Genomic DNA, 14,552 nt, shown 5'->3' with positions numbered 1-14,552 from the left:
GGGATTGCTGTTGCCATCTTATCCTCTAGTAGTGGTTGAGCCTTATGTGGCTATATACTTGAGGTAAGACAGCAAAAACAGGGTCTAAGGCTTGCGATTTTTCTTCAACTGCCATTTTAAAAACCACTGCTTTTTGTTATAATGAAGCAAATTGATTTTCAAAAAACAGGAGATATTATGCTAGTCATCGAACTGATTAAGGCCATTTTTCTCGGAATTGTCGAAGGGATTACTGAGTGGCTGCCAATTTCCAGTACCGGTCACTTGATTCTGGTTCAGGAGTTTGTCAAACTCAATCAAGGTCATGCCTTCAATGAACTTTTCAATATTGTCATCCAGCTGGGGGCCATCTTGGCGGTTATGGTCATCTATTTTGAACGTCTCAATCCCTTCCAGAAGGGTAAGACGGCTCGGGAGGTGCGGCTGACCTGGCAACTCTGGATGAAGGTGATTATCGCCTGCATCCCTTCGGCCATTATCGGTCTCCTCTTGGACGATTGGATGGATGCTCATTTCAGTAATTTCACCAGCGTAGCGACCATGCTCATCGTCTACGGGATTGCCTTTATTTGGATTGAACGTCGCAACCGCGATGTGGAGCCTCAGGTGACTGACCTGGCCCGCATGCACTACAAGACAGCTCTCTACATCGGGCTTTTCCAAGTTCTCAGTATTATTCCGGGGACCAGCCGCTCGGGGGCTACGATCTTAGGGGCTATCTTGGTTGGCACCAGCCGGAGTGTGGCAGCGGATTTCACCTTTTTCCTAGGGATTCCGACCATGTTTGGCTACAGCGGACTCAAGTTTGTCAAGTTCCTGTTGGATGGCAATCACTTAAATTTTGCTCAGTGGTTGGTGCTCCTAGTTTCTTCTCTGGTGGCCTTTGCGGTCAGCATGGTTGTAATTAAATTCCTGACCAACTTCGTTAAAAAACATGATTTTACTGTTTTTGGTTGGTACCGCATTGTTTTAGGAATCATCTTGCTGATTTATGCAGCTGCCAAGGTTTTGATGGTATAAGTTATGAATTGAGGACCGAAGGGAAACTTTCGGCCTTTTTGTCTGTTTCAGATAAGCAAGAGGAGCCCTGATAGGATTGAGTAGTTTGTGCTAGTTCTGAAACTCTGGTGCTTTCCGTTTCGTTGAACTTTTAGCCCTTTTCTTGTATAATGTAGTAACTACTCGTGCGAGGTAAAAACGATGGAAATGAAACAAATTAATGAGTCAACGCTCAAGATTTCGGTGAGTCTTGACGATTTGGACTCATATGGCATGGAATTAAAAGATTTCCTCATGCCTCAAGAAAAAACAGAAGAATTTTTCTACACAATATTGGACGAATTAGATATTCCGGATAGCTTTAAATCAACAGGGATGTTAAGCTTTCGAGTGACTCCCCGCAAGGATCGCATTGATGTTTTTGTGACCAAATCTGAGCTCAATGAAAGTCTAGATTTTGAGCAGTTGGCTCAAGATATGGGTGATATGTCAGACATGAATCCTGAAGATTTTTTCAAGAATCTTGAAAAGAATATGATGGCTCAGGGTGATACTGAGGCTCATGAAAAACTGAAGAATCTGGAGGCTATGCTGGACGATGCAATCAGCGGGCTGCCCCTTGAGGATGGTAAGTCTGGAACGACGAGTTCAGAGGATGATGAAGAGGACACTTTCTTTAAAATCAAAGAGGAGGACTTTATTCCTATTACCAGTTATGCTCATTATGTGGCTGATTTTCCTAGTTTAGAAGCCGCTATCGTAGCAGCCAAGGCTCTAGCAGTTCCAACCGAAGCTTCGGAACTTTTCAAATCTGAAGAAGGTTATCATTTGGCAGTTCTCTTTAGTGTGGAAGATGAAGATCAGCTGAGAGCGAAACAGTTGCAGGCCCATCTCTTGGAATACGGAGATCCAGCTAGGCACACCCGTGCTTACCTCTTGGAACATGCCGTCAAGCTCTTAGATCATACGGCGGTGAAACAATTGAAGCTAATAGATTTGGTGTAGGGAATGATTAGTCAATTTCGCTTACAGTATATTTTAGTTTTAATCGGTGTTTTTTTGATTCCTTTGGTTTTGACACCTCTGATACGTTTCCTAGCCTTTCACATTGGAGCTGTTGACAATCCCAATGCTAGGCGGATTAACAAAGTTCCCATGCCAAGCAGCGGTGGCTTAGGAATTTTGATTGCCTTTTTAGTTGGGACTTTGATTTTAATGCCCATTATCACGGTAAGAAATCACTATTTCATGTCCTACTTTGATTATATATTGCCGGTTACTATTGGTGGGTTAATTGTTTCAATGACGGGCTTTATTGATGATATTTTTGAGCTCAAGCCTCGCTCCAAGATGCTGGGAATTATCTTGGGAGCCCTTGTTGTTTGGGCCTTTACCGATTACCGCTTTGATAGTTTTAAAATTCCATTTGGTGGTCCCATGCTCTATTTTGGACCGGTTTTAAGTTTTTTCCTTACTGTGCTTTGGATTGTGGCAATTACTAATGCTATCAATCTGATAGATGGGCTGGATGGCTTAGTCTGTGGGGTATCGGTTATCAGTTTAACCACTATGGGTTTGATTTCCTATTTCTTTCTTTTTGACAGTAATCTCTACACAACCTTGACCATCTTTCTCTTGATTGCTGCTATTGCAGGTTTCTTCCCCTATAACTATAATCCTGCCATTATCTATTTGGGAGATACTGGGGCCCTCTTTATCGGCTTTATGATTGGTGTTCTGTCCTTACAGGGCTTGAAAAATTCGACAGCCGTAGCGGTTATTACACCGGTTATCATTTTGGGGGTGCCTATTTTGGATACCTTCGTGGCTATTATTCGTCGGAAATTATCGGGACGACCGGCAACAGAGGCTGATAAAATGCACCTCCACCACCGTCTTTTAGCTATGGGCTTCACCCATCGGGGAGCCGTCTTGGTGGTCTATGGTATTACTATGGTCTTCTCGCTGACTTCCCTGCTTTTGAATGTCTCTAGCCGTTTAGGGGGAGTTCTCCTCATGGTTGGCCTCCTCTTTACGGCAGAAGTCCTGATTGAAGGCCTGCAAATTTGGAGTGTGGGGCGGACGCCGCTCTTTGACTGTCTCAAATTTATTGGTAACAGTTCCTACCGTCAAGCTGTTCTGGACGAGTGGAAACGAAAGTTTAAAAAGTAGTTCAAATCCGTTCCTAGTGAGCGGTTTTTTGTTATAATGAAAGGGAAATTGAGCAAGAAGGGAACTTGGTTAGTTACCAAGCCAATGCTCAATTAAAATCAAAGTTAGCATTTTTGCTACTTTCTTAAAAAGTGCGGACGCAAGCAAACTCCTCTTGGAGTTTCATTGCTAAATTTTGAGACTCGGTCTCAAAATTTCCGTTACAAGCAACTATTATGATTGTTGCTTATAATACCACTTTGGCGAAAGTATCACTTTGCAACTGTTTTGTTAGTTAAAGATATATATCCATTTTCCAGATGTAATCATATTGACAGAGTGAATCGCTAGTTTTGAAGTTTGGTGAGTATAAGCTTTTAACTTCAAGCCTTTGGACTGCCAAGTTTTCGAACATCTGGTGGTTACTTTACTACTTTTCAAGTTCCAACCTTACGACCGACAGCTTTAGCATGGTCCCATCTGACTAAATTGCAGAGCTCCTTAGTCGATAAGGTATGGGCGGAGTGCTACTTAGGCCAAACTGGTAGTTTTGATTTAATTCAGTAGTCATTTCCCTTCTTGCCTTAAAATTGTTGTTGAGCTTCTTTGAGAAGCTGTTTTTATAGATAGAGGAGGAAAGTTTTGTCTGTACTCGAAATTAAAGATTTGCATGTGTCTATTGAAGATAGGGAAATTCTCAAGGGCCTGAATTTGACCTTGAAGACGGGTCAAATTGCTGCCATCATGGGGCCTAATGGGACTGGGAAATCAACCCTGTCTGCTGCCATTATGGGGAATCCCAACTACCAGGTGACCCAGGGGCAAATTCTCTTTGATGGTCAAGACATTCTGGAGTTGGCAACTGATGAAAGAGCTCGTCTGGGGCTTTTCCTGGCTATGCAATACCCTGCTGAAATTCCAGGGATTACCAATGCCGAATTTATTCGGGCAGCCATGAATGCTGGTAAGGAAGATGATGAGAAAATTTCTATCCGCCAATTCCTGACCAAATTGGACGAAAAGATGGAACTTTTGGGCATGAAGGAAGAGATGGCCGAGCGGTACCTCAACGAAGGTTTCTCCGGTGGTGAAAAGAAACGTAATGAAATCCTGCAGCTCCTCATGCTGGAACCTAAGTTTGCCCTCCTAGATGAAATTGATTCAGGTCTTGATATTGATGCTCTCAAGGTCGTGTCTAAAGGGGTTAATGCCATGCGGGGCGAAGGCTTTGGTGCCATGATTATCACCCACTACCAACGCTTGCTCAACTATATCAAACCTGATGTCGTTCATATTATGATGGATGGCCGCATCGTCATGACGGGGGATGCTGACCTAGCGGCCCGTCTGGAAAAAGAAGGTTATGCTCATTTGGCTGAAGAGCTGGGTATTGACTATCAGGAAGAAGTCTAATGATGAAGAGCTTTCTAATGCCCATTTAAAGTCAAAATTTACACTTTTGATACTTTCTAACGTAGCAAGTTTATCAGTGATTAAAAGTCACTGATAAACCACGGTAATCGCTATGGTGACTTACCTAGCTACCTTACTAATTTCCTTTTCAAAATAATATCGATTTTGAAAAGGAAATGTCGTTTAAAAGTGCGGACGCAAGCAAACTCCTCACAAGATACAGAGCCGTTAAGCACCACAAAGGATTAAAAAGGTCTGGGAGACCTTTTTTACCCGAACTCGAAAATAGTAAGGTGAGGCAGGAAATCTGACGAAGGAGCAACAGAGCTTCAAGGCAGATTTATACCTCAAGGTAGCCGCGGCTGTAGATTGACTAAAGTCAAAACAGCCACCTCTCTTTTTCCACAGTGGTGTAGGCGAGTTCAATTGCGGAGTTTCATTACTAAATTTTGAGACTGGGTCTCAAAATTTCCGTTATTAGCAACAACCATCTTTGTTACTAATAATGCCATTTTGGCGAAAGTATCATGCTATCTTTGCAGCCTTACTCAAAGGACGATGTCTTTTTAACAAGGTAGGACTTTGCAAAGGATGTAATCTGAAATTTTGAACTTAAAAAGTATGAGGCCTGATTATAGAGCAGGTCCCCCTTGCTCAAGGTCATTTAGAAAGCTAAACAATTAATCTTTTACTCGAAATATTTAGCTAGAAATGGAGTAAGCATCATTATGACAAAAGAAGCCATTATAAATTTTTCTCAGCTCAAGGCTGAACCAGCCTGGTTGCAAGACCGCCGTCTGGCTGCCTTTGAGCAAATTGACCAATTGGAGTTGCCTCGGATTGAAAAGGTTCGCTTTAACCGCTGGAATCTGGGTGACGGTAGCCTGGCTGAAAATGAGGCGACTGCTAATGTTCCTGATTTTGCAGCCCTGAGCCAGAATCCTAAGCTGGTTCAAGTGGGTAGCCAAACCGTTCTGGAACAATTGAGTCCTGACCTGATTGACAAGGGCGTGGTCTTTACAGATTTCGCAAGTGCTCTGGAAACTATTCCAGAAGTTCTGGAAGCCAATTTCGGCAATGCCCTGCCCTACAATGAAGACAAGTTGGCGGCCTATCACTATGCCTATTTTAATAGTAGTGCCGTCCTCTACGTGCCGGATAATATTGAGATTGACCAACCCTTGGAAGGTCTCTACTACCAGGATAGCGATTCCGATGCCCCTTTCAACAAGCATGTCTTGGTCATTGCTGGTCGCAACAGTAAGTTTAGCTACTTGGAACGCTTTGAATCCATTGGCCAAGCTGGAGCCAAGGCGACAGCCGATATCAGTGTGGAAGTCATTGCTGGAGCTGGCAGTCAGGTTAAGTTTTCAGCCATTGACCGTCTGGGCCAAAATCTGACCACCTACATGAGCCGGCGAGGTCGTCTGGACCGCGATGCCAGCATTGATTGGGCTCTGGGAGTCATGAATGAAGGTAATGTCATCGGCGACTTTGATAGCGATTTGATTGGGGATGGCAGTTATGCCGACCTCAAGGTTGTTGCGGCCTCTAGTGGTCGTCAGGTTCAAGGGATTGATACCCGAGTGACCAACTATGGTCGCAATTCTGTCGGCCATATCCTGCAACATGGGGTTATCCTAGAAAAAGGAACCCTGACCTTCAATGGCATCGGCCACATCGTCAAGGGTGCCAAGGGTGCCGATGCCCAGCAGGAAAGCCGGGTTCTCATGCTTTCGGACAAGGCTCGCTCGGATGCCAATCCTATCCTTTTGATTGATGAAAATGATGTCACCGCTGGGCACGCCGCTTCCATCGGCCAAATTGACCCAGATGACATGTACTATCTGATGAGTCGGGGCCTCAAGCATGAAGAGGCTGAACGCTTGGTTATCCTCGGTTTCTTGGGAGCCGTGATTACAGAAATTCCAAGCAAGGATGTGCGTGATGAAATGATTGCCGTCCTTGACCACAAGTTAGATAAACGTTAATAGTCAATGAAAATCAAAAATAGGATGGCACAAAGCAGGTAAAATCGCCCCGGTTTGTTTAGCATGGCCCAGTAAGAAAGTGCTGGCCATACTAAACTTTAAGTCGGGCAGAGTGAGCTAACGATGTCAATTGAAAAAAGAAAAGGCAACTATCGCTGGGCTTCCCCTTTGGTGCTCGTGTCAGAGGCAGGGGCGGACCGCAAGAGCGACTTGCCTTGCCTATCAAGATTTTTTCATCTTTGACCTGCTTTCACAACTAAATCTATTGATTTTCGATAATAATAATTACCTCAAGGAGGTTGTCCTTGTTAGATACAAACACGATAAGAAAAGATTTTAAAATTTTAGACCAAGTCGTTAATGATGAACCCTTGGTCTATCTGGATAATGCCGCAACTACCCAAAAACCTCAAGCCGTCCTTGAGGTTTTGCGTGCTTATTATGAGACAGACAATGCCAATGTTCACCGTGGTGTCCATACCCTAGCTGAGCGGGCGACGGCAGCCTATGAAGCCAGTCGGGAGAAGGCTCGGGCCTTTATCAAGGCTAAGTCAACCAAGGAAGTCCTTTTTACTAGAGGGACGACGACTGGTCTTAACTGGGTTGCCTCCTTTGCCAAGGAGGTCTTGCAGCCGGGGGACCAGATTTTGATTTCCATCATGGAGCACCATTCCAATGTCATTCCCTGGCAGGAGGCCTGTCGGGCGACGGGAGCCCAGTTGGTCTACGTCTACCTTAAGGATGGTCAGCTGGATATGGCAGACCTGAAGGCCAAGCTCAGTGAGAAGACCAAGTTTGTCAGCATCGCCCAGGCTTCTAATGTCCTAGGCTGTCTCAATCCTGTCAAGGAAATTGCCGGACTGGCTCACCAGGTCGGAGCTTACATGGTTGTTGATGGAGCCCAGTCTGCCCCCCACATGCCGATTGATGTTCAGGATTTGGACTGCGATTTCTTCGCCTTTTCAGGTCACAAGATGCTGGGGCCAACCGGTATCGGGATTCTTTACGGTAAGGAAGAAATCCTTAACCGCATGTCCCCTGTTGAATTTGGCGGTGAAATGATTGATTTCGTCTACGAGCAGGAGGCCAACTGGAAGGAACTCCCTTGGAAATTTGAAGCGGGCACGCCCAATATTGCCGGAGCCATTGCCCTGGGAGCGGCTCTGGATTATTTGGATGAGATTGGCATGGCGGAAATTCACGCCCACGAGCAAGAACTGGTCGCTTATGTTTTACCTAAGTTGCAGGCAATTGGGGGCTTGACCCTTTACGGCCCTGAAAATCCTAGCCAGCATACTGGAGTCATCGCCTTTAATCTTGATGGCGTCCACCCCCATGATTTGGCGACTGCTCTGGATTATGAGGGCCTAGCTGTTCGGGCCGGCCACCATTGTGCCCAACCCCTGATTAACCATCTGGGTATTCATTCGGCCGCTAGGGCAAGTTTTTACCTCTATAATAGTAGGGAAGATTGCGATAAATTGGTCCAGGCAATCTTAGCAGCAAAGGAGTTTTTCAATGGCACTCTCTAGTTTGAATAATCTCTATAAAATGGTCATCGCTGAGCATTCGCAAAGCCCCCATCACCATGGATTCCTAGAGGGGGTGGAACAGCTTCAACTCAACAATCCCACCTGTGGTGATGTCATCAATTTGTCGGTCAAATTTGATGGTGATGTTATCGAGGATATTGCCTTTGCTGGTGACGGTTGTACTATTTCAACGGCTTCTTCCAGCATGATGACCGATGCTGTCATCGGTAAGACCAAGGCTGAGGCTCTGCGTCTGGCAGAAATTTTCTCTGAGATGGTGCAAGGTCAAGAGGATGACCAGCAAAAAGAATTGGGAGAAGCCGAGCTTATGGCCGGCGTTGCCAAATTCCCCCAAAGAATCAAATGCGCCACCCTCTCCTGGAATGCTCTGAAAAAGGCTATCGAGAGAGATGGTCAAAACCAGCCCCAATAGGGCCCAAATAAATCAATAAAGAAGGACTTCGTGAGAGGTCTTTTTATTTTGCCAGAAAAGTGATAGGTCGAATGGCATTAGCGGGGCTGTTTGAAAAATCCAAATCAACTGTGCGGGGTGGGAGTAGAGTTTTTGTTCAGTGGCTAAAAACTTCCTGAGTCTGGAAGTAAAGAAGCGAGGGGAGTCTGTGATAGACTTTTAGTTTGCGACAGATTCCTTTCAAACTTGCTGATTATTTGCAAGGAATGTAGTAGGAAAGGCAGGTAGTTCGCAAAATAGCGTCTCCTGTAGCGACTCGCTTGAAGCCTTAAAACTAGGGAGTGAGGGGAGATTGCTGGCTTCGTCAGAGCAATTTCCGTTCCCCTTTTTCTAATCCTTTTACGAATAAATAGGTGAGACATATTTGTGAATTGAACTTGCCTACAGCTTTGCGGAAAAAGGAAGTCTGCTCCAATAGTTGCCATGTTACCTCGCTTCCTTATTTTCAGGATCGATTAAAGAAATCTACAAGACTTTTTAATTCTTTGAGTTGTTTTATGGTTGGGGATACGAAGATAAAGCAGTCTACTGCTTTATCGGACATAGAAAGCTTAGATGGTAGCTTTCGTAATCACTCTAAAGCGTAAAACTGGAGTGACTTTGGCTGTGGCAATACGAAAACCAGACAGTCGGAATTACTGGCCGTTTGGAGTTGTCAGGGAGCTAGGCAATCAGACCAGCGATTGCCGTTAGCTATCTCTTGCTTGGTCAAGAAGATGCCTTTTCTCTCTGATACCTTAAGAAAGGAGTTGCTAGTTGTGAAAAAAGAGAAATTTCTATCACTGATACTTCTATTCATCTTGTCGGGCTCTTATCTGGCTCCAGGGGTAACCTTGGCAGAGACTGTCGGTAGATTAGCTCGTAGGCCTAGGCAGGAGCAGGGCAAATTTAGAGACCATGAAAGTAACGAGGTAAGCACCTCGGAAGATGGAAAAGAATCTGAGAATGAAGAGGCAAGAAGTGAGTCTGGGGAGTCCGCTGAGGCACCATCTCAAGGTGCTAGTGCAGGTTCTTCATCTCAGGACAAGCAAGAACAGAAGCCGTCAAATTCTCAAGCCAATCAAGAAGAGAAACGGGCAGATTCTAAAACAAGCCAGGATAGTTCAAGCTCAAGTCAGGGGGAGGCTTCCCTAGAACAGCCCTCTGATGGGCAACCAGATAGCCGTCAGGGAGCCGACCACCAAACTGAACAGACCAATTCTTCTAGTAGCACCGGGTCGTCTTCAGGAACAGGCTTTGGTTCTGACCAAGATCAGCAGACAGAATCTAAGCAGGTAGATCATAATCAGGCTAAACAGCTAGAAAAATCAGAGTCCAAGGCGAAGGCAAAATCAGGTCAGCCGGCTGGCAAGTCCAAGTCAATTCCTGCTCACCAGCAAAATCAAGCATCGTTTGGTCAAGCTGATATCCTAGTTAGTCCCTTTTTTGACGGCTATCGGATGAGTCAGCCTAATGCTACTTATTTGTCTGATGATGATAAGAATTCTAAAGGCCCCCTCACCTACACCACCTATGTAGAGCACTGGTCAGGTTCGGATGCTTATAGTCACAATCTCCTCTCCCATCGTTATGGTATCAAGGCAGAGCAGTTGGACGGTTATTTGCAGTCCTTAGGTATAGCCTATGATCAGCGGCGAATTAATGGACAGCTCCTGCTCAAGTGGGAGAAGGAAACGGGGCTTGATGTGCGAGCCATTATTGCCATAGCTCTTCACGAGAGTTCCCTAGGGACAGCTGGGGTGGCAACCCTGCCAGGCTCTAATATGTTTGGCTATGGGGCCTTTGATAGCAATCCCAATAATGCCAGTCATTTCAGCGATGATCAAGCCATTCACAAAATGGTGGCCCAAACCTTGATTCAAAATAAAAATTGGACCTTCAAAATACAGGACGACAAGGCAGCCAAAAATGCCACAGGACAGTTAAATGTCCTTCTTGATGGGGGTGTCTATTTTACTGATACTTCAGGAAGTGGTAAGAGGCGAGCTCAAACCATGCAGGACATTGATACTTGGATTGACCAGCATGGTGACACTCCGAAAATTCCAGAAAAGCTCAAGCACCTAACAGGAAACAGCCAAGTTAATCTACCAGCAGGTTACCGACTGTCATGTCCCATAAATCCGAAGACCTATCTGGCCAATTCCTATCCATGGGGTCAATGCACTTGGTATGTCTATAATCGGGCCTATGAACTGGGCTATAATTTCGATCCCTATATGGGCAATGGTGGTGACTGGCAATTTAAGTCAGGTTATGACCTCAGCCATCAGCCCAAGGTGGGCTATGCCATTTCCTTCGCACCAGGTCAGGCTGGTGCAGATCCAGATTATGGTCATGTGGCCATTGTTGAGCAGGTAAAAAAGGATGGTTCCATTCTTATTTCTGAATCCAATGCCTTGGGTTCAGGAGTCGTTTCTTATCGTACCTTTACGGCTGATCAGGCAGCCGAGTTGACTTATGTCATTGGCAAAAGATCTTAGTTAAAGTTTGTCATGTTTTTGGAGCTTTTTGCCTTTCCAGAGATTAGAGTAAAAGCTCGGCTTTTTCATCTATCCATGCTATAATGGTCGAAGATTTGTTTTTTTAACTATTATACTTACTCGGGATAAGGAGTCTTTATGACCTATTTTGAAAATTTTATCAAGGCTAATCAGGCCTATGTTGATTTGCACGGAAGGGCTCATCTTCCTATCAAGCCCAAGACCAGGGTGGCTATTATAACTTGTATGGATTCCCGTCTCCATGTTGCTCCTGCTCTAGGCTTGGCTCTGGGGGATGCCCATATTCTGCGGAATGCTGGTGGTCGAGTAACAGACGATGTGATTCGTTCCTTGGTTATTTCCCAGCAACAGCTGGGAACTCGGGAAGTTGTTGTCCTTCATCATACCGATTGTGGGGCTCAAACTTTTAAAAATGCTGATTTTGTAGCAGACTTGGAGGAACGATTCCAAGTAGATCTGCAGGACAGGGATTTTCTGCCCTTTGAAAATGTAGAAGAGAGTGTCCGTCAGGATGTTGCCCTTTTGAAGGCCTCACCCTTAATTCCGAAAGATATTGCCATCTTCGGAGCCGTCTACGATGTTGATACTGGACGGATTTCACCGGTTCAATGAATTTTTTCAGTCTCAGTCTCGGGGCTGATTTTTTCTCTAGTGTATTGACAGCAGAGGAAACCGGCAGTTATACTAGTTTTTAAGCCTAGAGAAAAGTGAGGTGGTCCTATGTCAGATAATCACATGAACTATCGGATTGATAGCAAAATGCAGTTCCCCTTAGTTGAGATTTTCCTTGAAGCGGGGGAGTCCGCCTATATTCAGCGGGGGAGTATGGTTTTCCATACGCCATCAGTGACCCTCAACACCAAGCTCAATGCCAAGGAAAGTGGCCTAGGTAAATTCTTCAAGGTGGTCGGGCGTTCTATGACTTCTGGTGAGTCTGCCTTAATCACTCAAGCCATTTCCAATGCAGATGATGGCAGGTTAGCTATTGCTCCCGCCACGCCTGGTCAGATTATTGCCCTGGAATTGGGAGTCAAGCAGTACCGCCTCAATGATGGAGCTTTCTTGGCTCTGGATGGTTCAGCTCAATATACTATGGAGCGGCAATCCCTTGGTCGGGCCTTCTTTGGCGGTCAGGGTGGTCTATACGTTATGTCGACGCAAGGTCAGGGAACCCTTCTGGTTAATAGTTTTGGCTCCATCCAGAAAATTGAGCTCAAGCAAGAGGAAATGACCATTGATAATGCCCATGTTGTAGCCTGGTCCAGCACGCTAGATTACCAGATTCATGTGGAAAATGATTTCTTGCAATCGATGGGCAACGGTGAGGGGGTCGTTAATACTTTTTCTGGTAGTGGTGAAATCTATGTCCAAAGCCTCAATATCGAGACCTTTGCTCAAGTTATCGGCGGTCACTTGGCCAGCCCATCCACCAGCAGCAAGGGCTCTGGTGTGATGGATCTATTATAGGGTGAGTTGGCCTTCTAATCCCCTAATACTCTTCGAAAATCAAAACTATCCATCGTTAACTCACTTTGCCGTACCCAAGTACTGCCTGCAGTTCGTTGCCTCGGCTATTTTCGATTTTCATTGAGTATAAAGATAAAACTTGCCATCTCAGCCCTCATTCCTTCTTCTTAATCTCCCAAATTTCCCTCAGCCCATCTCTAGAAAGGCTCCCCATGCGAAAGTCAATTTTAGGAATCCTTTTGATTCTGCTAGCCCTCCTCATCCTCTTTCAAGCCTTGTTTGTTCCAGCCCTAATTGATGGCTGGGCTCTTTTGGGCCTCTCCTTTACGGCTATCTGGTTTCTGGGAAGTCTCCTATCTGCTGCCTTTACCAGTAGTTTTCTAGGATTAGCCTTCTTCCTGATTATCCTAAATAGTCAATGGCATTTTCTAAATCTCCCCAATGCGACCATTTGTCTCATTGCCTTTCTGGCCGGTCTGGGCCTGGATATTCTATTTAGGGGAAAGAAGGCTTGGCGTTTTAGATGGCGCCCCCAGATAAATAATAGCTACAGCTATCAGCCTTACACTAGTCATACGGTTCATATCAGAGATGATAATTTTATCTCTGACGGGGCAGAAGTATCCTTTGGCAAGAAGGTAATCTATCTTGATGAGGCTGTTATTTTGGGGGACATTGCTAACTTTGAGGTTGCAGTTTCCTTTGCCAGTATGGTTCTCTATATTCCTAGAGATTGGTCGGTTGTTTGTAAGGTTTCAAGTCCTCTAGGCTCCATCAGCCTGCCTAGCCAATCTTCTAAAGGGAGCAAGACCTTGGAGTTGACCGGCAGTGTGTCGTTCGGAAATCTAGAGGTTATTTATCTTTAGTTAATTATTTATGATTAAAAAATAGGTTCACTTTAAGCTGTGAACCTATTTAGATTAAATTTTTAATGACTGTTTCCACATTATATCTTCCCCAGATTGATAAATTTTCAAGGAAGTCTCCGAGTTCAGGGCTGGCAAAATGACTTTTAATTAGATAACAAGCATGGCCAGATATTTTATAAAATTCATCAATTTGAGGGGATTTTGTGATGAAGTTCTCGAAGTTTTTGAAATCATTACTGTCCATGTAAATCATAATAAATTGTTGGTTGGGATAGTTAATAGTGGTAGAGAAGGCGGCAATCGTACCGTCTTCTTTTAATTTCATAATGCGTTGTCCCACAGCTTGGCCGGTCAAATGCACTTGTTTGCCGATTTCTTTGTTGGTTAGCTGGCTATTGGCTTTTAGAAGTTTCAAAATCTCTTTGTCAATTTTATCCATGTTTACCTTTTTCAAATTGAAAGTCAGATTATCAATATAATTTCATCAACTTATATACGATTAATATATTTAGCATTATACTAATCATATCATAATTTAAGGAGATGTAAGATGCAGCAAGGACTATTAGTGATAGATGTACAAAACGACTATTTCTCGGGTGGAAAATGTGAGTTATTTCAATCACAAAAAGCTCTAGAAAATATCAATCTGTTAGTAGAGAGTTTTAACCAAAAAGGGTCACCAGTTATTTATATTCAACATATTAAAGATGATGAAAATGCAGACTTCTTTGCCAGAAATAGCGATGGAGTCAAGTTACATAGAGATTTAAGGATGGCCCAAAACAACAGGCTTGTTACGAAAAAATTTCCAAATAGTTTTTTAGGAACTAATCTTTATGGTATATTGAAAGAATTGAAAGTGGAGCAACTTGTTATTGTTGGTATGATGACACATATGTGTATTGATTCGACAACTAGAGCAGCTAAAGAAAAGGGTTTTAGTCCTATTGTGGTTTCTGACTGTACTGCAACCAAAGATTTATCATATCTTGATAGTTCTGTAGATGCTGAAGCTGTTCAAACCAGTTTTTTATCTGCTCTTAGAAATTTTGCTTTGCTTCAATTGACTAACGAGTTTTTGAATGAAAATTGATGTCCTCTTATTCACTCCCTTTTTTCCTTATTTAGTGCTATAATGATAAGGATTGAAT

14 protein-coding genes are annotated in these 14,552 nt (G+C 44.1%); 12 read left to right on the top strand and 2 right to left on the bottom strand.

Features of this window, described 5'->3' with window-relative positions; translation table 11 throughout:
- Positions 1 to 177: 177 nt before the first annotated feature.
- From BS63_RS0106520 to sufU, 7 genes are all read left to right on the top strand, one after another.
- Positions 178 to 1,020 carry an undecaprenyl-diphosphate phosphatase gene (locus BS63_RS0106520; RefSeq protein ID WP_002962906.1) on the top strand — a complete coding sequence of 281 codons (843 nt, stop codon included), beginning with the start codon at positions 178 to 180 and terminating at the stop codon, positions 1,018 to 1,020.
- A 180-nt stretch (positions 1,021 to 1,200) separates the two neighbouring features.
- Positions 1,201 to 2,004: an adaptor protein MecA gene (locus tag BS63_RS0106515; protein WP_002962907.1), complete on the top strand. Its 804-nt coding sequence runs from the start codon at positions 1,201 to 1,203 to the stop codon at positions 2,002 to 2,004.
- Between the two features lie 3 nt (positions 2,005 to 2,007).
- Positions 2,008 to 3,171 carry a glycosyltransferase family 4 protein gene (locus BS63_RS0106510; RefSeq protein ID WP_002962908.1) on the top strand — a complete coding sequence of 388 codons (1,164 nt, stop codon included), beginning with the start codon at positions 2,008 to 2,010 and terminating at the stop codon, positions 3,169 to 3,171.
- A 621-nt stretch (positions 3,172 to 3,792) separates the two neighbouring features.
- The gene (gene sufC / locus BS63_RS0106505; RefSeq protein WP_002962472.1) at positions 3,793 to 4,563 is read left to right on the top strand and encodes a Fe-S cluster assembly ATPase SufC; all 771 of its coding nucleotides are present in this window, start codon (positions 3,793 to 3,795) and stop codon (positions 4,561 to 4,563) included.
- A gap of 728 nt (positions 4,564 to 5,291) precedes the next feature.
- Positions 5,292 to 6,554: a Fe-S cluster assembly protein SufD gene (gene sufD, locus BS63_RS0106500; protein ID WP_002961583.1), complete on the top strand. Its 1,263-nt coding sequence runs from the start codon at positions 5,292 to 5,294 to the stop codon at positions 6,552 to 6,554.
- Positions 6,555 to 6,859: 305 nt separating this feature from the next.
- Positions 6,860 to 8,086 (top strand): cysteine desulfurase, encoded by a 1,227-nt coding sequence (locus BS63_RS0106495; protein WP_002961585.1) that lies wholly within the window; start codon positions 6,860 to 6,862, stop codon positions 8,084 to 8,086.
- Positions 8,073 to 8,519, top strand: coding sequence for a Fe-S cluster assembly sulfur transfer protein SufU (gene sufU, locus BS63_RS0106490; RefSeq protein WP_002961586.1), 447 nt, complete (start codon positions 8,073 to 8,075; stop codon positions 8,517 to 8,519). The genes BS63_RS0106495 and sufU overlap by 14 nt, the downstream gene beginning before the upstream one ends.
- Before the next feature lie 143 nt (positions 8,520 to 8,662).
- Here the strand turns inward: sufU and BS63_RS0106485 are convergent, their stop codons facing one another.
- Entirely contained in the window at positions 8,663 to 8,983 is a 321-nt protein-coding gene (locus BS63_RS0106485) for a hypothetical protein (protein ID WP_002961588.1), read from the bottom strand.
- Positions 8,984 to 9,316: 333 nt separating this feature from the next.
- Between BS63_RS0106485 and BS63_RS0106480 the strand changes: the two genes are divergently transcribed.
- The 4 genes from BS63_RS0106480 (at position 9,317) to BS63_RS0106465 (ending at position 13,395) form a co-directional block, all read left to right on the top strand.
- A complete protein-coding gene (locus tag BS63_RS0106480; RefSeq protein WP_002961589.1) occupies positions 9,317 to 11,041 on the top strand; it encodes a CHAP domain-containing protein in 1,725 nt (574 codons plus the stop codon).
- Between the two features lie 138 nt (positions 11,042 to 11,179).
- On the top strand, positions 11,180 to 11,674 hold the full coding sequence (locus BS63_RS0106475) for a beta-class carbonic anhydrase (RefSeq protein WP_002961591.1): 495 nt from the start codon (positions 11,180 to 11,182) through the stop codon (positions 11,672 to 11,674).
- Between the two features lie 108 nt (positions 11,675 to 11,782).
- Positions 11,783 to 12,529, top strand: coding sequence for a TIGR00266 family protein (locus BS63_RS0106470; protein ID WP_002961593.1), 747 nt, complete (start codon positions 11,783 to 11,785; stop codon positions 12,527 to 12,529).
- A gap of 212 nt (positions 12,530 to 12,741) precedes the next feature.
- Positions 12,742 to 13,395: a hypothetical protein gene (locus tag BS63_RS0106465; RefSeq protein WP_002962456.1), complete on the top strand. Its 654-nt coding sequence runs from the start codon at positions 12,742 to 12,744 to the stop codon at positions 13,393 to 13,395.
- 49 nt (positions 13,396 to 13,444) lie between these two features.
- On the opposite strand, the gene BS63_RS0106460 is transcribed toward BS63_RS0106465, so the two are convergent.
- Positions 13,445 to 13,837 carry an Lrp/AsnC family transcriptional regulator gene (locus BS63_RS0106460; protein WP_021674258.1) on the bottom strand — a complete coding sequence of 131 codons (393 nt, stop codon included), beginning with the start codon at positions 13,835 to 13,837 and terminating at the stop codon, positions 13,445 to 13,447.
- 111 nt (positions 13,838 to 13,948) lie between these two features.
- Between BS63_RS0106460 and BS63_RS0106455 the strand changes: the two genes are divergently transcribed.
- Complete coding sequence (locus BS63_RS0106455) at positions 13,949 to 14,494, top strand: cysteine hydrolase family protein (RefSeq protein WP_002962460.1); 546 nt, start codon at positions 13,949 to 13,951, stop codon at positions 14,492 to 14,494.
- Positions 14,495 to 14,552 lie beyond the last annotated feature (58 nt).

Source organism: Streptococcus sobrinus DSM 20742 = ATCC 33478, assembly GCF_000686605.1.
In the GTDB taxonomy this organism is placed as follows: Bacteria; Bacillota; Bacilli; order Lactobacillales; family Streptococcaceae; genus Streptococcus; species Streptococcus sobrinus.
Note: the sequence above shows the minus strand (reverse complement) of the source record. Positions and strands in the feature narration are given on the sequence as shown.

Excerpts from the sequence above, each read along its gene's own strand:
- BS63_RS0106520 (WP_002962906.1), top strand. The coding sequence starts at position 178 with ATGCTAGTCATCGAACTGATTAAGGCCATTTTTCTCGGAATTGTCGAA.
- BS63_RS0106475 (WP_002961591.1), top strand. The coding sequence starts at position 11,180 with ATGACCTATTTTGAAAATTTTATCAAGGCTAATCAGGCCTATGTTGAT.
- sufU (WP_002961586.1), top strand. The coding sequence starts at position 8,073 with ATGGCACTCTCTAGTTTGAATAATCTCTATAAAATGGTCATCGCTGAG.
- BS63_RS0106455 (WP_002962460.1), top strand. The coding sequence starts at position 13,949 with ATGCAGCAAGGACTATTAGTGATAGATGTACAAAACGACTATTTCTCG.
- BS63_RS0106515 (WP_002962907.1), top strand. The coding sequence starts at position 1,201 with ATGGAAATGAAACAAATTAATGAGTCAACGCTCAAGATTTCGGTGAGT.
- BS63_RS0106465 (WP_002962456.1), top strand. The coding sequence starts at position 12,742 with ATGCGAAAGTCAATTTTAGGAATCCTTTTGATTCTGCTAGCCCTCCTC.
- BS63_RS0106470 (WP_002961593.1), top strand. The coding sequence starts at position 11,783 with ATGTCAGATAATCACATGAACTATCGGATTGATAGCAAAATGCAGTTC.
- BS63_RS0106510 (WP_002962908.1), top strand. The coding sequence starts at position 2,008 with ATGATTAGTCAATTTCGCTTACAGTATATTTTAGTTTTAATCGGTGTT.
- BS63_RS0106460 (WP_021674258.1), bottom strand. The coding sequence starts at position 13,837 with ATGGATAAAATTGACAAAGAGATTTTGAAACTTCTAAAAGCCAATAGC.
- sufD (WP_002961583.1), top strand. The coding sequence starts at position 5,292 with ATGACAAAAGAAGCCATTATAAATTTTTCTCAGCTCAAGGCTGAACCA.
- BS63_RS0106485 (WP_002961588.1), bottom strand. The coding sequence starts at position 8,983 with ATGGCAACTATTGGAGCAGACTTCCTTTTTCCGCAAAGCTGTAGGCAA.